The organism is Trichocoleus sp. DQ-A3 (assembly GCF_039961975.1).
In the GTDB taxonomy this organism is placed as follows: domain Bacteria; phylum Cyanobacteriota; class Cyanobacteriia; order Cyanobacteriales; family FACHB-T130; genus FACHB-T130.
Map to the genome: position 1 here is coordinate 76,159 of NZ_JAMPKC010000001.1, position 18,305 is coordinate 94,463.

At 45.5% G+C, this 18,305-nt stretch carries 17 protein-coding genes; 6 read left to right on the plus strand and 11 right to left on the minus strand.

Annotated elements, in window-relative coordinates; all coding sequences use genetic code 11:
• Positions 1-101 precede the first annotated feature (101 nt).
• On the minus strand, positions 102-350 hold the full coding sequence (locus tag NDI44_RS00330) for a hypothetical protein (protein ID WP_190410144.1): 249 nt from the start codon (positions 348-350) through the stop codon (positions 102-104).
• Here NDI44_RS00330 and pbpC point away from each other — a divergent pair.
• Both pbpC and NDI44_RS00340 read left to right on the plus strand, forming a co-directional pair.
• Positions 293-2,671 (plus strand): penicillin-binding protein 1C, encoded by a 2,379-nt coding sequence (gene pbpC, locus NDI44_RS00335; protein WP_242036926.1) that lies wholly within the window; start codon positions 293-295, stop codon positions 2,669-2,671. The genes NDI44_RS00330 and pbpC overlap by 58 nt on opposite strands.
• A gap of 590 nt (positions 2,672-3,261) precedes the next feature.
• Positions 3,262-3,699, plus strand: a complete 438-nt coding sequence (locus NDI44_RS00340; protein ID WP_190410046.1) for a hypothetical protein — start codon at positions 3,262-3,264, stop codon at positions 3,697-3,699.
• A 115-nt stretch (positions 3,700-3,814) separates the two neighbouring features.
• On the opposite strand, the gene NDI44_RS00345 is transcribed toward NDI44_RS00340, so the two are convergent.
• Entirely contained in the window at positions 3,815-4,315 is a 501-nt protein-coding gene (locus tag NDI44_RS00345; protein ID WP_190410047.1) for a GNAT family N-acetyltransferase, read from the minus strand.
• A 253-nt stretch (positions 4,316-4,568) separates the two neighbouring features.
• Between NDI44_RS00345 and NDI44_RS00350 the strand changes: the two genes are divergently transcribed.
• Positions 4,569-6,020 carry a YdiU family protein gene (locus NDI44_RS00350; RefSeq protein ID WP_190410048.1) on the plus strand — a complete coding sequence of 484 codons (1,452 nt, stop codon included), beginning with the start codon at positions 4,569-4,571 and terminating at the stop codon, positions 6,018-6,020.
• Positions 6,021-6,162: 142 nt separating this feature from the next.
• On the opposite strand, the gene NDI44_RS00355 is transcribed toward NDI44_RS00350, so the two are convergent.
• Complete coding sequence (locus NDI44_RS00355) at positions 6,163-6,864, minus strand: alternative oxidase (RefSeq protein ID WP_190410049.1); 702 nt, start codon at positions 6,862-6,864, stop codon at positions 6,163-6,165.
• A 287-nt stretch (positions 6,865-7,151) separates the two neighbouring features.
• Here NDI44_RS00355 and NDI44_RS00360 point away from each other — a divergent pair, with 287 nt between their 5' ends.
• Positions 7,152-7,514, plus strand: coding sequence for a helix-turn-helix domain-containing protein (locus NDI44_RS00360; RefSeq protein WP_190410050.1), 363 nt, complete (start codon positions 7,152-7,154; stop codon positions 7,512-7,514).
• Positions 7,515-7,568: 54 nt separating this feature from the next.
• The gene (locus NDI44_RS00365; RefSeq protein ID WP_190410051.1) at positions 7,569-8,474 is read left to right on the plus strand and encodes an ion channel; all 906 of its coding nucleotides are present in this window, start codon (positions 7,569-7,571) and stop codon (positions 8,472-8,474) included.
• A gap of 99 nt (positions 8,475-8,573) precedes the next feature.
• Here the strand turns inward: NDI44_RS00365 and NDI44_RS00370 are convergent, their stop codons facing one another.
• The 7 genes from NDI44_RS00370 to NDI44_RS00400 form a co-directional block, all read right to left on the minus strand.
• Positions 8,574-10,457 (minus strand): TolC family protein, encoded by a 1,884-nt coding sequence (locus NDI44_RS00370; RefSeq protein WP_190410052.1) that lies wholly within the window; start codon positions 10,455-10,457, stop codon positions 8,574-8,576.
• A 204-nt stretch (positions 10,458-10,661) separates the two neighbouring features.
• Positions 10,662-11,825, minus strand: coding sequence for an ABC transporter permease (locus NDI44_RS00375; protein ID WP_190410053.1), 1,164 nt, complete (start codon positions 11,823-11,825; stop codon positions 10,662-10,664).
• 121 nt (positions 11,826-11,946) lie between these two features.
• On the minus strand, positions 11,947-13,473 hold the full coding sequence (locus NDI44_RS00380; protein ID WP_339380580.1) for an efflux RND transporter periplasmic adaptor subunit: 1,527 nt from the start codon (positions 13,471-13,473) through the stop codon (positions 11,947-11,949).
• Between the two features lie 30 nt (positions 13,474-13,503).
• Entirely contained in the window at positions 13,504-16,203 is a 2,700-nt protein-coding gene (locus tag NDI44_RS00385; protein WP_190410054.1) for a glucosidase, read from the minus strand.
• Positions 16,204-16,260: 57 nt separating this feature from the next.
• Positions 16,261-16,821, minus strand: a complete 561-nt coding sequence (locus tag NDI44_RS00390) for a sugar O-acetyltransferase (RefSeq protein ID WP_190410055.1) — start codon at positions 16,819-16,821, stop codon at positions 16,261-16,263.
• Between the two features lie 211 nt (positions 16,822-17,032).
• The gene (locus NDI44_RS00395) at positions 17,033-17,398 is read right to left on the minus strand and encodes a response regulator (RefSeq protein ID WP_190410056.1); all 366 of its coding nucleotides are present in this window, start codon (positions 17,396-17,398) and stop codon (positions 17,033-17,035) included.
• 106 nt (positions 17,399-17,504) lie between these two features.
• The gene (locus NDI44_RS00400) at positions 17,505-17,768 is read right to left on the minus strand and encodes a hypothetical protein (protein WP_190410057.1); all 264 of its coding nucleotides are present in this window, start codon (positions 17,766-17,768) and stop codon (positions 17,505-17,507) included.
• A gap of 137 nt (positions 17,769-17,905) precedes the next feature.
• On the opposite strand from NDI44_RS00400, the gene NDI44_RS00405 reads away from it, so the two are divergent.
• Positions 17,906-18,079: a hypothetical protein gene (locus NDI44_RS00405; protein WP_190410058.1), complete on the plus strand. Its 174-nt coding sequence runs from the start codon at positions 17,906-17,908 to the stop codon at positions 18,077-18,079.
• Positions 18,080-18,099: 20 nt separating this feature from the next.
• Here the strand turns inward: NDI44_RS00405 and NDI44_RS00410 are convergent, their stop codons facing one another.
• Positions 18,100-18,267, minus strand: coding sequence for a hypothetical protein (locus tag NDI44_RS00410; protein ID WP_190410059.1), 168 nt, complete (start codon positions 18,265-18,267; stop codon positions 18,100-18,102).
• Positions 18,268-18,305: the final 38 nt, after the last annotated feature.

The window sequence follows — 18,305 nt, forward strand, 5'->3', positions numbered from 1 at the left end:
ATCTTTTTATAGATGAGTTACTTGTATTACTACAAAACTACGGCGGTTTAAGGGTACTTGCTTCATCCGATTGGCTGACCCTAGTGGGTGATTAGGAAGAATTACCCATCATTGTCTTGAGGTGGAAGCGTACCATCTGCCAGTTTCAAGCGCTTAGAGGGAAGATGCGATCGCGCATCCCCTAAAAACACCCTCATCCGGTAAAGGCGATCGCCACAATGAAGATAAGGGGGTAAGTCTTCGTTGGCGAAAGGGTTAAGCGATGAGACAACCCAAGCAGTGGCAAATCCAAATGCAGGAACTCTTTTGGCGTTGGGGGAGAAACAAGAAATTTCGCGGATTCTTAGCATTGGTGTTGCTGGGTTTAACCGTGCGATCGCTTCCTTATCTGGCACCCGTTCGCGCCAAAGATATTGCCCAGGATACGCAAGCGATAGAATTTAGCGATCGCAATGGGCTTCCTTTAGGAAGGTTGCTGACCCGCGACCAAGAGCATACCGCTGTGGTGCCGCTGAATCAAGTTTCGCCCCACTTTATCAACGCGATTCTAGCTGCTGAAGATGGCTCATATTATCATCACGGGGCGCTGGATCTGAAGGCTGTAGCGCGATCGCTTAAAGATTCACTTCAGGCGAAAAGGATTACCTCCGGTGCATCCACGATTACGATGCAACTAGCGCGGATGTTAGATCCCGTTCCCCGCACCTTACCGGGCAAGTTGCGCGAAATTTGGCTATCTTGGCGCATCGCCGCCGGGATGAATAAAGATGCAATCCTCTCTGCTTACATCAATCGCCTGCCAATGGGGGGGAATATCTATGGGTTAGAAGCTGCATCCCGTAACTATTTCGATATTCCGGCAAGCGAACTCAATCTTGCCCAAGCAAGTCTTCTCGCTGCTGTTCCGAATAATCCCACTTACTTCAATCCCTACGACCATTGGAAACGCCTCAAGAAGCGGCAGATTTATGTTCTGAATCGCATGGTTGAGGATGGTTATATTACTCGCACGCAAGCAGATCGAGCCTATAAAGAAGAGATTTCCCTAGCACCTCGACAACAGGGAATTATTGCCGCACCTCATTTTTTATTTTGGGTATCTAATCAACTATCTAATTCTTCAATTCAAAATCCAAAATCTTCGAGCAAAGCTCCAGAAACCGCTATCCCCAATCGGATGTTCCAGATCCGCACCAGCATCGATCGCCCTTTGCAGCAATTTGTGGAAGCGCAAGTGCAGCAAGTGATTCGTACCCTCACCCCCAATAATGTTCATCATGCTGCTGCCTTAGTCATTGACAACCACACGGGGGAAGTTTTGGCTTATGTGGGTTCTCCCGATTACTTTAATGAAGCACAACTCGGTCGCAACGACGGGGTACAGGCATTACGTCAACCCGGTTCTACTTTGAAGCCTTTTTTATATGAATATGCCCTACAAAACCGCACGATTCGCCCGAATACTATCTTGGCGGATGTGCCAACCCATTACGCGATTCCCGGCGCGAAACTCTACAGTCCTACAGATTATGATGAAACTTTTTTAGGGCCAGTACGAGTTCGCGTAGCTTTGGCAAATTCCCTGAATGTTCCGGCAGTGCGGGTATTAGAAAAAGTCGGCGTGCAAAATTTTCTAAATCATCTGCATCAATTAGGATTTGAGCATTTAAATCGGTCGCCCGAACATTACGGATTGGGACTAATTTTGGGTAGCGGTGAAGTCAGTTTATGGGAGTTAACGAGGGCGTATGTTACTTTAGCAAGACGTGGAGAAGCCACACCGCTAGTCACAACATTCTCCAACCTGCCATCTGCCAACCGAAAACCTTCCAAAGTGCCATCTGCCAACTCTTCCACCTGGGGATTGATTGCGGATATGTTGAGCGATCGCCATGCTCGTGCAAGTGCCTTTGGGGTAGACTCAGTGCTAGCTTTACCATTCCCCGCAGCAGTTAAAACAGGCACTTCCTCCGATTTTCGAGATACTTGGACGGTCGGGTTTACCACCGACTACACCGTAGCCGTGTGGGTGGGCAATTTTAACGGCGATCCCATGCGACAAGTTTCGGGGGTGACAGGTGCAGCACCCCTCTGGAATCGCATCATGTTACACCTCCATCAGAATCGAGAACCTGCCATCTTTCCCCCTCCAGAAAATCTGGTGCAACGCCCAATCTGTGCAATTTCTGGCTTACGCCCTACCCCAGACTGCCCCTCAGTAGTGCAAGAATATTTTTACGCAGAAGATATTAGCGATTATGAGCGTCAGTCAGGTACTGCGAAGTTGCCTCCAGAGTACGATGAATGGTTAGCAAGGCAGCATCAACCGAGTTTTGTCTCTAGTGGCGTCAAGATTTTGTCTCCTCACAATGGCGATGTTTTCTTATTGCACCCAGGTGAAAAAACGAATTCCAAAGGCACAGAGAATGTACAGACAGAAATGCAACAACTAGAGTTTAAAGTCGCTGGAACGCGCAGCCAGTCAGTAGAGTGGTGGTTGAATGGGGAAAAGTTAGCGACGCAGCCATCGAATTCCCTATTTTGGCAGCTTCGTCCCGGTCAGTGGACTTTGGAAGCAAGAAGTGGGGAAAAGACTGATACGGTAAGTTTCCAAGTGCAGTTAGGTAAATATCGGCAGACACGCCGGGGTTTCTCGCTCAAGTCAAATTAAACCGTAGTATTAACTGGGTGGTTCGGATGCCTTTCCCTCAAACACATCGTTAATGATTGCCAGTCCTTGTATTACACGCAGTAGCCGATCCTCTGACAAATTGACAAACATTTAGGCAATTTTGGCATGAGTTGTCTGGCGGAGTTTCTGAAGATATTCAAATCTAGCCTGAGTCAGTTTTAGGTAGGGCTTACGCACGTCAACACGCTGTAGGGGCTTTTTGATTGCTATGCCCCTACGATAGAATCAGGGATTCACTAATTAACTGCGTAAGTCTTGTTAGGGAAAGGCTCTAGCGCTAAATCACCCGCAGGGTATTAGTCATAGCGAGTTGGATTGATTAGTCGTAATCTTAATCGACTTTGAAAAATACAAAATTTTTTGGTGCAATATTGCAAAATTATGCGATGCCTGCTATTGACACCCTTGTTGTGACAGGTAGAAGATAGGGGCGATCGCTTCCCCCAGATTAAATATGCGCTTAAGTTTTTCTTTATAACAGTTTGTAACTGTGATAGCATCTATTCTGTCTTTTCCCTAAACAATTAGTGGAATCAAAATCCAGCGCTTTTACACTTAGGAGGATCGAAATGGCACTTAGCGACCAGCTCTTGAACCCAAGCAAAAAGGCTGAAGTTGTAGATGACTTCTGCAAATTGCTCGATGAGGAGGTCGCTTCCAAGTCAGGTATATCTGGTCTTGCCATAAAGGCAGGCTACAACGCCGTCAAGGGTATAAAGCCAGGGTACATTGGCTACGCTGTCGAGCAGTTCCTGCCAGGATGGTGTACAGCACTCGATCCCATTTGGAGCGAGAGTGTCCAGAAAGGAGATCCAGTCGCGCACTTCATTGCCAGCCGCTCTCCCGCAGCAGATGCTATCCTGAGCGTTACCGATGCCAGGATGGAGAGCGTCAGAAGCAGCCTCGTATTGGGTACCTATAAAAAATTGCGCGGCTCGGCTAAGAAAAACGTGGAGGAAGGGATACCGGGATTGGCTAAGCTTCTCGAAAAACACACCTTGGTCTGAACGAGAAGGGAACGGTAACACTCTGGTGCGGGTCCCTGTCCAAACAAGAGTGTGGAGTACGGTAGAGCTGTTCAACCCGATGTCTCTACTTACAAAAAAAGCCGTTCTCTTGGTATCAGCCTAATTCAATCAGCATTTCTATCGTACTGACGCGAAAGCCGCAGGAAGAAAATAATCGCCGCGCCGCCTCGTTAGCAACAGTCGTATCGAGGCGAATTTGTTTGACTCCAATCGAGTTAAAGCGTTCAATCGCCTGCATCACCATCGCCTTCGCAATTCCAGCTTGGCGATATTCCTCTTCAACCCAGAGGTCGTGAATAAAAGCATATTCTTGTAAACGGTAAATGGGGATTTCCCGTTCTACCGTCGCCACCAGAAACGCCACCACTTGCTTATTTTCAGCCTCAGCGACTAGGAAGATATTGCGATCGCGTTGCGGTGGCGCATCCAGCGATGCACTAGACGCTATCCTACCCAACCACTTCTCATAACGCAACTCTGGATTCGGCAAGAATCCATACTTTGCTGAATCCCAAGCTTCATGCAAGGCACAAATCTTGGCAACCATCGGGAGGACAGATGGCACGTCAGCCGGTGTAGCAGGGCGGATAAGCATATTTCAGTCTTTTGATGCTGAAACTGTATACTTGCTTATCCGTAGCATAGAAATGAAACATCTGGCAAAGGTGCCCGCACTTCGTGCCGCTTCGCTAACAGGCTAAAGTCTGGCGCTATACAAACAAAGACTGCCTACGCAATCTTTATAATGTTTGTTTCAGTCCGCGCAGGCAAACTACCCTTGGGGAAGCTGCGATCGCATCTACGTTTGTATAGGCACGAATTACATTCATTGGGTATTTTAGTAACTTATGACTCCTGAAAAGTTTTCCAATCCTTTTTTAAATCTCAATTATGAGTCTGCCTTAGAAGCTTTAGGCGATGATTATTTTGATCGAGTAGCAGCGGCAGACTTTCCTAAATATATTCTGCGCTTTCGCAACGATGAATTATTACCAATATTGGGACTGAAACCAGACACGGTGACAGACGATGATTTTATCGAAGCATTTGGGATGTTTCAAGGAGTTAGACCATTTTTAGCTTTGCGTTATCACGGCTATCAATTTGGAGAATATAACTCTCGCTTAGGCGATGGCAGAGGATTTCTCTACGGACAAGTGCGCGGTACGGATGGCGAACTTTATGACTTTGGAACGAAAGGGTCTGGTACGACTCCGTATTCTAGAGGCGGCGATGGTAGACTCACGCTTAAAGGTGGTGTCAGAGAAGTTTTAGCTGCTGAAGCACTTCATTATTTAGGAGTTCGTACTTCCCGCTGTTTATCAATGATTGAAACGGGAGAAGGACTCTGGCGAGGCGATGAACCTTCTCCAACAAGATCCTCGGTAATGATTCGTTTCAGCCGTTCCCACATTCGTTTTGGAACATTTGAGCGATTGCACTTTTTTGGACGCAAGGATTTAACTGAAAAGCTTTTAGACCATGTAATTGAACAATATTATCCTCACCTCAAAGATAAGCAAGACCGCTACATTCTGTTTTATGCAGAATTAGTCAAGCGGGTTGCAGAACTTGTTGCTCAATGGATGTCCGTTGGGTTTTGTCATGCGGTTTTAAACACCGATAATATGTCTATTACTGGGGAAAGTTTCGACTATGGTCCCTACGCTTTTATTAACACCTACGACCCCAAATTTACTGCTGCCTACTTTGACTATTACGGACGGTACAGTTACAGCAATCAACCAGGGATCTGCCAGCTCAATTTAGAAATGCTCCAACAACCTTTATCTGCGGTTATTCCTATGTCAGAGATGGAAGTTGCTCTATCCCAATTTGCTGAGCATTATAACCGAACTTACACCGCGCGGATGATTGGTAAACTGGGATTCGAGAATCTGCCCAATTTAGCCGCAGAAGAATTAGTGATGCAAACCCTGAAACTGCTGGTAGAAACACAAGTAAGCTATCACGGTTTCTTTTGGGAAGTAACAAATCAGTTTGACCGCAATTGGCGTGACGATGCGAGAAATATTCTGAAAGCAGATGGATTCTTGAATGCGCCTGAGGCTACAGCATTATTGGAAGACTGGAGAAATTTATACCTGCAAACTTTACTCAGTTTCCCAGATAGCGAACTGGATAATATAGCAGCACGGCTGCGTCGTCATAATCCTAAAACTGCGTTAGTTAGACCAGAAATAGAAGCGGTTTGGGAGAAAATTGACCAAGAAGATAACTGGACACCGTTTTATGAATTGATTGAGCGACTGAGATTTCACAAGAATGCGATCGCTTAATCTTCATTACTTGGTTTTCCTCTGTTTGTAAATGGCGTTAATCTATTGACATAAAAGAGATATAGCCATTTCTAACTCCTTCAAAAAAACAAAAGGAGAGATAGTGTAAATATCTCTCCTTTTGTTTTTTTATCAGCACATCCTATTGCACAACAACTGATTTAACTTCTTCATTTGGGGCGAGAAATGTTCCACCTACTTCTATCGTATGGGGACTCTTGAAGGTTAATTGAGCATCAGGCTTCTGGCAAGCTATCATTGTCTTGACGTGTTCCGCTTCATCATCTCGAATGTTTACAAACACATCGTAGAGGTTGTTAATGACGGGACGGCGTTCTTCTGGAACTCCTCCAGTTTGAAACTCATCGAACATATACAAGTCGCCGTCTCGATAGTAATTGATGGCAATTTGTGGGGCAGATGTAGCTTTTAATTCTGATTCATTTTCTTGCAAAAATGTATCGTAAGTATGATAAGCGTGTCCTTCAACTAATTCCATGAAATTGTAGGCAGAACGAGGCGAGAGAATGTAAAGAACAACGATCACCCAATAATAAAGTAAAGCAGTATGTTGTGCTAAAAATCTATCGAACCACTGCTGATTACCCCCTAAAGATTCCATAATCAGGAGGTGATGGAGTTCGTTCCAAGATTCCGCAAAGTGAACTTTTAACCAATCTGCTCTGCGCCACATTCCAACTGTTTCGTAAAGGTGCAAAACTGATAAATAGGCAAAGTAAGGAACACGAGCAACTGTTTCTAGGACGTAAAAACGGGGATAAGGGCGATCGCGGTAAATTGTGTTGATAACAAAGACTAATACACCGACAAGTAATCGAATCATTTGAAAAACCTCAAATATTTTGATTTATTGAAGAAGTTGAGCGGGAAGGAAGGCTGTTCGTTCCCTCTATTTGCATCCTACTCAACTCCTAAAAATAGAAAATCCGTAAATCTGACAGTGGCTGGAAGGACACTATAGTTACCAAAAGTAAAAGATTGACCCGCTGCAACTTGTCCAGAGCTTTATTAAGAAAGATTAAAATATTTGGCGGGAGCTAACTTCAGCGTCCCTCTGTTCAGAAGATTGGTCAGAATAAGCAAAGAAAAGAGCGATATCTAGAGGCATCAATGCTTAACAGCAGCCAGTGCATAGAGACAAAATGCCCAATCCAGTTCACCGTGGACTTAATCGGCAGTAAATGGTCTATTCTGATTCTCAGAGAGTTGTTTACAAGCGATCGCCGTACCCACGAGTTCCTAGAAGCATTGCCTGGAATTAGCACCAAAACGCTGATGATACGGCTCAGAGAACTAGAAGAGTATGGTTTAGTGGAACGCCGAGTCTACGCAGAAATTCCTCCCCGCGTAGAGTATTCGCTCACCCAGAAGGGGCGAGAAATTCAACCCGTGATGACAGCGCTAAAGCAGGTGGGAGAACGATGGCTCAACCGAGATGCTTGTGTTTGTCCTCTTGATGGGATAGCTTTCTAGGAAAGGTCGCCTGCGTGACGCCGATTCCTAATAACAGCAATCTATGGTCAAAAGATGGGCAAAAGATATCGTTCGCCCTCATTAACGCGCTTTGTGAGCCGGGATGGGCAGTTGAACATCGTGCGGCGAGGGGTATCGGGATTTCATCGGGGCGATTTATATCATTTGCTGCTTACCCTTTCCTGGGGATGGTTCTTAGCGCTGTTCAGTCTGTTGTATTTAGTCTCCAACACGGTATTTGCCCTCATCTATCTAGCTGGAGGAGATTGCATCCAGAATGCTCAACCGGGTTCCTTCCTTGACGCCTTCTTTTTCAGCGTCCAGACGATGGCGACTATCGGCTACGGTGCGATGTATCCGCGTACGCCTTACGCGAATGCGGTGGTGACAGTCGAAGCGCTGGCGGGTCTTTTCGGAGTGGCAATGGCGACTGGACTGGCGTTTGCGCGGTTCTCCGTGCCAACGGCGAGGGTGATTTTCAGTCGCGTGGCAGCGATCGCTCCCTATGATGGGGTGCCGACTCTGATGTTTCGGACGGCTAACCAGCGGCGCGACGTAATTGTAGAAGCGCAGATCCGGGTGACTTTAGTTCGCAACGAAGTCAATCGGGAGGGAGAATTCATGCGTCGGTTTTACGATCTCAAATTAGTTCGCAGTCATACATCCATGTTTGCATTGAGCTGGACGGTGATGCATCAGATTGACGAGACGAGTCCGCTTTATGGGGTTACGGTAGACTCCCTGGCTGAGTCGGAAAGCGAGATCGTCGTGATGCTGACTGGGTTAGACGAAATCGTTTCACAGACGATCCATGCCCGTCACTCCTTTGCCACGTCCGATATCCTGTGGAATATGCGTTTTGTGGACATCTTATCTAGGATGCCGGACGGGCGGCGCTCGATCGACTATACCCGCTTTCATGATGTGATGCCGATAGAATCTGTCAGGGCTAATAAGTAGCTGGAAAAAGATAGTTTTCCCTTCGCCTAAGTTCAGCAAACCCTATTGGAGACAGAGACTCAGGTAGTTTAACAATGGTTTTTTTCCTAAGACTTAATATCATTTTCTTTCAATTGTCACCTGCCAAGTTTCCAGTGTGGTACCGACAGATTGATCGAGATTTGTCAAGGCATTGAGATAATCAATCGTTGCATCCAGTTCTCGGTTTCTTGCCTCTACTAAATTATTCTGAAAACTCACAACCTGAAAAATTGACCCTCTTCCCAATCTCAGTTTTTCTTGTTCTATTTGTAGTGTTCTCTCAGCCAATTGCCTTGCTTGCTGGGCAAGTTGCACCTGTCGAAGACTTAGATTTACATTTCTAACTCTATCTGTTACTTCAATATCGATACTTTGACGCAGACTTTCTAAAGTATTTTCTGCTTTCTGGAAGTTTACTTGACTTCGTTGATAATCTCGTTCCACAGTAAGATCGCCGAAGGTACGGGACAAGATTAACCCAGCTGTTAGTTGGATTGTGTCATCTAAGGAATCGCCGTAACCTGCATCTAAGTCTAAGTTCCAGCGCCGGTTATTATCTGCAATTAATCTTTCAAATTTTGTTCTTTCCAAGCTGAACTGTGCTTGCAAATAATCCGGTCTGTTTTGAAAGGCAATTTGTTTTAGATTATTTAAATCTAAAGACTTCGATTGCAATACTATTTTTTCTACAGGTTCAATATTAAGAGTTTGCTCGATATCTAGAATATCTAACAAAGTTAATTTGACAGACTCCAAATTATTCCGAGCCTCTAACAAGCTGACTTCTCTATTTGCAATGTCTGTCTGGCTTTGAACAATTTCAACTGGCGCGAGTCGCCCAGCCTCAATCAAGGCTTGGTTAAATTCTAAAATTTGGCGGGCGCTTTCTAGAGAAATCTGCTCAATATTCAGTCTTTCCTGCGCTCTAAGTAAATTGCGGTAGGCTAAGATAGCTTCAGTGATGGTATTAATGAGAGTTGATTTTAAACCTTGAATATTTGCTCTTTCATCGAGTCGAGCAATTTCAATAGGAGCTTGATTAACTGCAACACCAGCACCTCGTAATAGAGGTTGAGTTAAACGTAGCTGAAGATTTGAGCCAAATAGATTGTTATCTCTATCAACATTGAAATTATTTATATTTGACGTTTGACCGTTCGTTTCCCAACCAAAACTCAGCCTACCTCCCGTAGGAACCGTGACCTCAACAGTGGCACCAACACCAAGATCGCTATTCGTGCTAGTGTTTCCACCCGAACCAAAGCGATCGAGATTAAATGATAATCTAGGCGTAAAATCAGGGACAAATCTATCTTCTGCCACTGCTAAGTCTTGTCTTTGGGCGATTCTTTCTAAATAAGCATTTTTGATATCTTTATTGTTTTGCAATACCAAGATAACAACATCAGCTAGGGTTAATTGAATCCCCCGCCCAGTTGTTACGGTTTCTTGTTGGTTGGGTTTTGGTTGCGCTTGAGCCAATAAAGCGGCTGGTTTCCTGGCTTCAGAGAACGTCTTTAAAATTGACCGAGATGCGGCAACGGGAGGCGAAGATTGGGGGCGAATACTTTTTGCCGATGGGGAGATACTAGATCCCTCCAACTCTGTTTGTAAAGGCGGGCTAGTAGTCGGAGAGGGTGGGAATTGTCTTGGCTGGGTGTTAAGCGTAAAAGTTGGACTGGTTTTAGTTGCGAGTGGGGAAAGAGAAGAAGGAGCGATCTCATTCTTTACACCAGTTCCCCCTAAAACTATTGCTTTGCCTATGTTCACCCCCGGACTTTCTGAGACTGGAGCCGTTTTGAGCTTTGCTCTATCCGCTGGCGGAACCATAATCGGGCGTGCGAGTTCCGGCGTCTGTGTCTGAGCTGCTGTCCGAACATTAGCTGTCGTCGCTCTTACCGCCGTTGAATGAAGCTTAAAAACGGTGGCTAACGTTAACGTCGTGCCTAAAGTTGCAGTCACAAGCAGAACGACCCCCCCAAAAAGAGAGCGGATAGGAGGCAAAAACCTACCGCTAGAAACTGGAGGTTGGGCATTTGGGTTGTCGTGCTTGTGCATGATCGCGGGTAGCTTTTAGCTGGTTGATTTTAGATTTTAGATGGAACAATTGCCCATTTAATCCAAAATCTGAAATTGGGCAGCTTGACACAATGCCTATTAGTGAGGCTAAGAGTTACGCAGTGCTTTCACGGGATCGAGTCGGCTAGCTCTCACAGCAGGTAAAAACCCCGCGCCTACTCCCACCAAAAGTGCAGATCCTAAGGACAAGGCAGCCGTCTTGCTTTCAAATTCGTAAGGTAACTTAAAAGTTTCGGCGACAACCATCGTCAAGCCATGCACCGAGATAATAGCGGCAGTTCCCCCCAATAAACTCAGGATTGCCGCTTCCAGAATAAATTGCAGCAAGATGTCCCGCCTTTTTGCCCCAATTGCCCGCCTCAGCCCAATTTCTGGGGTACGCTCCATTACTGCTGCGATTGTGATATTGGCAATGCCGACGCCACCGATGAGTAGCGAAATGATTCCCACGGCTGTCAGCCCATTGGATGCCATTTCCAAGGTTTGCTGCTGCGCCAAGATTTCGTCTACGTTGTTCCAGGCATAAACCTCTTTGCCTGGGAAGCGCTGCTCCATCAGTTGCTTGGCTTTGTCTGCCAAATCTTCTAAGTCTTCTATTTTGTAAGGGCGTATCTTGAAGGAGCCAAGGTCGCGGCTACCCGTCAGGGCGTAGTAAAACGACATCGGTATCAATACCTCACCTTCAGGTTCCCCAAAAGATGGGGTAACGGTTGGCACGACCCCGACAACGACGTAGGGTCTTGAATTAGCATAAATGGTTTCTCCAACAGCTTTCTGACCTTTAAAAAGTTTGTCTACTAAAAATTGATCGAGCACCACGACAGGGCGATAGTTTTCAAAATCGGCAGGAGTGAAGAAGCGCCCCGCTACCAATTGCTTTCCCGACGTGAGCAGAAAGTCTTGAGTAACAGACCTCATATTAGGTTGGGCTTCTTCATCCTGAAATAAGGTTTGAGGATTCGGATAGAACCCACTAGAAGCACTGATTGCCCGCACGCCCTCTAGCCGCTGTCGCAAGTATTCCATGTCTTCTGACCGGAGTTCCCCATTCATGTAGAGAGAGACTTGAGGGGCGTCTCTCTCAGCGAGTTGCTTGGCAATTACCGCTCGACTGATGCTGCCCACTTGAAGCGTGGCGCTGACTGCTGCTACACCCATAAAAACGCCCAAAGTGGTAAGGGTAGAACGCACAGGGTTACTGCGTAGGGAGTTACAGGTGAGCGCGAGGAGGTCGAAGGGGGAGAGGCTCATATCAACTTAAAAATTAGGAATTACCAATTACTTCTCATGTTTCTTTTTTCTGTTTCCCAGGCTGAGCATGAGAGCAAGGATATTGATTACCAATTACCGATTACCAATTACCAATTACCAATCACTTTTCATCTTTCTTTTCTAATTTCTCTTGAACAATAACCGGCGTTCCTGGCTCTAGGGAAGCATCAGGCGGCGGCAGCACCACTGAGTCCCCCGGTTGCAAACCTGAAGTCACTTCTACGGTTGTTAATCCCTCTAGCCCCAAAGATACGTCCCGTTTTTGCGCCTTGCCTTGATCTCGTACCCAGACAAAGGGTTTAGAACCAGAGCGCTGTATGGCTTCCGTATTCAAAACCACGACGTTCTGGCGCTGCTGCAAAATGATTTCGACGCTGACTTGGCTGCTAGGAATTAATCTGCGGGTGGGTTGGTCAAGCTTGACAGTTGCAGGCACCGTGGCTTGTCCGGATTGGCTTTCCTGCTCGCTGCTGCTAGAAGTGCTAGCGATCGCTTGGGGATACAAGCTTTGCACTCGTCCGGTAAATTTCTTCGCATCGGGACCAATCACACTAATGCGGACACGTTGATTGCTCTTCACTTTGGCAGCATTGAGTGTGGAAAGATTGAGTTTCACCAACTCTTGTGTCGGATCGCCTAAAGTCAGCAGGTCATTCCCAATGTTGACGCCATTCCCATTCTTAACCATGATGTTGAGAACTTTCCCTTGAATGGGTGCAGTGACGATGTTGTTTTGGAGTTGCTGCTGAAGATTTTTGATTTCCAGCACCTTCATCTGGATGTCCCGACTGGTGGTAGCGACTTCTAATTGTGCCTGCCGCAGTTCAGTTTGTGCAGTCGCCACCTTGTCTAAGATTTCTTGCTGGTCAGTTTGACGCTGCTGCTGAAGGTTCTGGAGTTCTAAGTTACTTGTACTCGCTTCTAACTGAGCATCTCGTAAAGCAGACTGGGCATCGCGGACTTGTTCTTGCTGATTCTGGAGTTCGTTGGCTGGAATGAAGCCTTTGTCAGCGAGGACTTGCAGCTGCTTGAGTTCCTGTTGGGCAGCCGTTAGCTTTTCCTGAGCTTCGGCAATCTTCTGCTGATTGCGTTTGATGCTAAGTTCCTGTTTCCGAATTGCCGCCTGCTGATTGACACGATTTTGAAGTTCTCTTCGGGCAGTTGTTAGCCTTTCCTGGGCTTCTTCAACTTTCTGGCGACTGCGTGCCAAAGTGAGTTCCTGTTTAGTAATCTCCAACTGCTGGGCGTCGAGGCTTGTTTCTTGCTTGGTGTCGCGCAGAACGATGAGTTTTTGACCAGCTTGAACGCGATCGCCAAGTTGTACTAACACCCGTTCCACAGCGCTTTCCGCTGGGGATTTGAGGGTTTGCTGACCGCCTAATTCAACCACGCCACTTTCATTGATCGTGTTCTCAACGGTGCCTCGCTCTACTTTTACCAAACGCACCGCCACCGGAGCGCTGGAGCGATTTAGCAGCAACCCATAAACTAGCCAACCTCCTACGCTTGCTACTGCTAGACCTGCTGACCAAGCTAACCATTTGACTCCAGCCTTGAATTCCGGTTTACCCAGTTTTTCAATTCCCAACACTTTGCCCGTCCAGTTTGCAGTAGTAAGCTGAATCACCCTGCTACTGATAATAGTTCACCGTTCAGTCTATTTTTGAGCAGGTTTGGAAGCTTGATTTTGTCCGCCGTATTCGCCGCATTGCTGAATGAGTTTAGCGACTACACCTGTCCAGCCAGTTTGATGACTAGCGCCCAGTCCTGCGCCATTATCGCCATGAAAATATTCGTAGAACAGAATTAAATCGCGCCAATGCGGGTTATTTTGAAAGGTTTCCGAGTCGCCATAAACTGGACGTTTACCTGATTCATCCTGAAGGAAAATTCGGATTAGCCTTTGCGACAATTCTGTGGCGACTTCCCAGAGATTCATCATTTGACCAGAACCTGTGGGACATTCGACTTGGAAATCATCACCCAGGTAGTAATGAAATTTTTGAAGAGCTTCAATAATTAAATAATTAATCGGAAACCAAATAGGTCCGCGCCAGTTGGAATTTCCCCCAAATAAGCCGCTCCTGGATTCGGCGGGTTCGTAATCTACCCGGTATTCTTCTCCATTTACCTCAAAAATGTATGGATTACTCGCATGAAATTTTGAAACGGAGCGAATCCCATAGGGGCTTAAGAATTCATTTTCATCGAGCATTTTCTCTAAGATCCGGCGGAGTTTATCTCGATAAGCGATCGCGAGTAATCTTCTAGCACCAACCCCAGGCGTTTCCATACACGCGACATTTTGTTTCAGGTTCGGGCGATTTTGAATAAACCATTGCATTCGTTGTTGAAAACCTGGAAGCTTCTCCAACATTTCAGGTTCGATAGTAGCAACTGCTAATAAGGGAATCAGTCCTACCATTGAACGCACTTTTAGGGGCAAATAGGTACAATCGGGTAAATGCAGCATATCGTAGTAAAAACCATCAGCTTCATCCCATAGAGATGTCTCCGCATCGCCCATACAGTTCATCGCATCAGCGATATAAAGGAAGTGTTCAAAAAATTTGCTAGCGATATCTTCGTAAGCGGAATTTTCTTGCGCTAACTCTAGCGCGATCGCTAGCATATTTAGACAGTACATTCCCATCCAACTTGTACCATCAGACTGTTCTAGGTTTCCGCCTGTAGGAAGTTCTACATTTCTGTCAAAGACACCAATGTTATCCATTCCTAAGAAACCTCCCTGAAATACATTTTTCCCTCCGATATCTTTGCGGTTCACCCACCAGGTAAAATTAAGCAGTAACTTTTGAAATACGCGCTCTAAAAACTTCTTATCAGTGCGACCATACATTTTTTGTTCAATCTTGTAAATGCGGAATGTTGCCCAAGCATGAACCGGCGGATTACCATCGCTGAAATCCCATTCATAGGCTGGTAATTGACCATTGGGATGCATATACCATTCCCGCGTCAATCTATCGAGTTGCCGCTTTGCAAAATCCGGATCGATTGTTGCTAAGGGAATGACATGAAAGGCTAAATCCCAGGCTGCAAACCAAGGATATTCCCACTTGTCCGGCATGGAAATAATGTCATCATTGAAAAGATGAATCCACTCAGAATTTCTAATATTTTGCCGCGACTTGGGTGATGGATGAATCGGATCGCCTTTTAACCATTCTTCTACAACATAGTAATAATATTGCTTATTCCACAACATTCCCGCGAAAGCTTGCCGCTGCACATTTTGCCTGTCTTCTGTTAGCGAACAAGGAGAAGTAACTTTTTCGTAAAATTCATCAGCTTCTCGTTTGCGATTTTGGAAAGCTGTGTCAAAATCCGCACCAAATGGTTCTGCAAAGTCAGGTGAATCAGTTAGTCGTAGTCGAATCACCTTGGTTTCGCCCGCAGCAATTCTTAATCTATAATTGGCAGTAAATTTAGTTCCTGTTTGGTTAGGATTTACAGCATCTTTTTGACCGCTGACAATATAATTATTAATTCCATCTTTTACGTAGGGCGAGGGATTATTTACCCCAAACAATCTTTCCTGATTTGTTTCATTTTCTGTAAACAACAGTAGAGGCGGCGTTTCCGCACCCTGATTCCCCTCACAATAAAGCCAGCGTTCGCCCAGCGTTGCTTCAGTAGCTTCTAAAATACTTAGATTCTCGTCACTTTTGAGCTTTTTGATTTTGGGCTTATCTTCAGAATTATTCCAAGACCAGGTATTACGAAACCAGAGAGTCGGGAGAAGATGCAGCGTTTTCTCTTCAGTTCCTCGGTTGATAGCACTGATTTGAATTAAAATATCCTCTGGTGAAGCTTTGGCATACTCAACAAAAATATCGAAATATGCATCGGACTCAAATACTCCAGTATCAAGTAATTCAAATTCTCGGTCTTGATAACCTCTGCACTTATTTTCTTCAACGAGTTCAGAATACGGAAAAGCTTGGTATGGATATTTATAGAGACATTTCATGTAAGAATGAGTGGGAGTATTGTCCAAATAAAAGTAATATTCCTTGACATCTTCGCCATGATTTCCTTCCTTTCCAGTTAAGCCAAAAAGCCTTTCTTTTAGGATCGGATCTTCTCCATTCCAAAGCGCGATCGCAAAACAAAGTCGCTGATGGTTATCCGAAATTCCGGCAATCCCATCTTCTCCCCAGCGATAAGCACGAGAACGAGCCTGATCGTGAGTAAAATAGTCCCAAGCCGAGCCATCAGGACTATAATCTTCTCTCACCGTTCCCCACTGTCGTTCGCTCAAATAAGACCCCCATCGCCGCCAATGAGCTTTGCGATCGCGGTCTTCTTGTAATCTAGTTTCTTCTGGAGTCATCCTACTGTTAAATGATTAAAAATTTTCTAATGAATTCTAATTAAACTCAACAAAAATTTAAGTTGCTGGTCGAATAATGCGACAGGGATTTCCAGCAGCCACAACATTTTCAGGAATATCTTTAACAACAACACTGCCAGCTCCAATCGTGGTGTTGTCGCCAATTGTTACCCCTGGACAAATGATAGTGCCGCCTCCAATCCAGACATTATTGCCAATTTTAATCGGTGTAGCGAGTTCTAGACCCGTTTGCCGAATTGCAGGATCGGTCGGATGATAGGCGGTGTAAATTTGCACGTAGGGACCCAACAAAACATTGTCACCGATATGAACGGTATTGCAGTCTAGAATTACGCATCCATAATTCATGTACAACCCGTTGCCAGCGTAAATATTGCTACCGTAGTCACAGTGAAATGGCGGTACAATTTGAACCGTTGAGCCTACCTGAGCGAACAAGTCGTTGAGAATTTGCGATCGCAACTCTAGCTCTTCCTCAGTTGTCGCATTGTACATTCTTAATAGACGAGACGCCCGTTTGCTTCCAGCAGCGAGTTCCGGGTCAGACGCTAGATATAGCTCGCCTGCCAGCATCTTCTGTTTTTCCGTTTTTTCCACGGCGTTGCTTCCTGCACTTTCTCTACAAGTATGCGTTGAAAGTCTACAGGCGTGATGAGAAAGCAATGAGAAATAGCCGCTTGTCCATGCCAAACTTTCCTCATTTACTGGCATCTGCCTAAAGACAAAAAAAGAGAGGCTCCGCCTCCCCCTTTAGTCGTAAATTTAAATAGACATTTCCAAGCACCTGCTTAAGAATAAGAAAGTCGGATTATTTTCTCATATGAGTAGCGATCGCTTCTAAAAGTGAAGCAGTTGTAAACGGTTTAGCAAGATAACCGTTTGCACCTAAGAGTTGCCCTTGGTGAAAGAAGTTTTCAGTAGTATCAGCCGTGAGAAAGATGAAGGGAATTGGAGCTGTAACCGGATCGGAACGAAGCGCCCTGAGAACTTCGTACCCATCAAGTTCTGGCATTCTCACATCACATAAAATCAAATCGGGACGCAATTCTTTTGCCAATTGCACTCCGATGCTGCCATTTTCAGCACCAATGGCAATAAATTCTCCTTCAATCAGGATGTCTAGGATGCTCTCACGGATGACTTCTTCATCTTCAATCACCAACACTTTTGTCATCAGTTCCTATCTAGCCATTCAATGACGCTCTGACAACAAAAGGGGTATTCAGCAATTCCATTGCTCAACTGGCTTGTATCAGTTTTATAATGCGACTCTCTAAAAACTATCTTATTTCTGAGGGTCGATCTCCACCAATCGAGAGTGCCTTCTTGCTCTGTTTCAATTGTTTCCAGAGACGCTTCACTTGTTCATATGCCTGTTCGGGAGCAAGCTTGCCTCCGGTCTCTAGAGCAGAAATGTAGCCAACTTTATGAGCAAACTCTTGCAAATTGGCATTAAAAGCGAGTTGTTCGGGCGTAAATGAGCCGTAATAGCGGCTTTGAGGGTAAAGAAAGCTGTTTTTGCTCGCTTGGTCAGGATTAATCATGGCTATCTTTTTATGACATTGAGTCTTAATTTCAAAATCTCTTGTAGATGTTACCTTAACCTAAATTTAACCTAATTTGATTACCCCCTAGGGAATATTCACAAATATCAACTTTCCTGAATTACTAAACAGCAGGGATGATGTTCTGGCTTGGCTTCACCGATGCAGAGTTTACGGCACGTTGCACCCAACAAAGGCGATCTAAAGGCGATCGCGTCTCCCTCAAAAATTCAGCTACTTTCTCCTTGCCTCCATACGCTGTTGAAAGTCCCAAGACAGCACAGCAAACTGTATTGCCTGCGACACGCTAAATCTGCAAAAACAGTCATGCTTAAGGGGAACTCAGCCTAAGAATGCAAAGACGGCGATCGCTCGTTTGATGTTTCGGTAGATTTCGCAATTGGCTACCTTGCACAGACAGCGATCGCTTTTTATTGCCGGAAGCTACTTTCAGGATGGAGACTGGAAGCAATAGGAGAGATTTTGCGATTCCCAGCATCAGGGATAAAATCTCGCAATGCTGAGGTTACGGAGCCA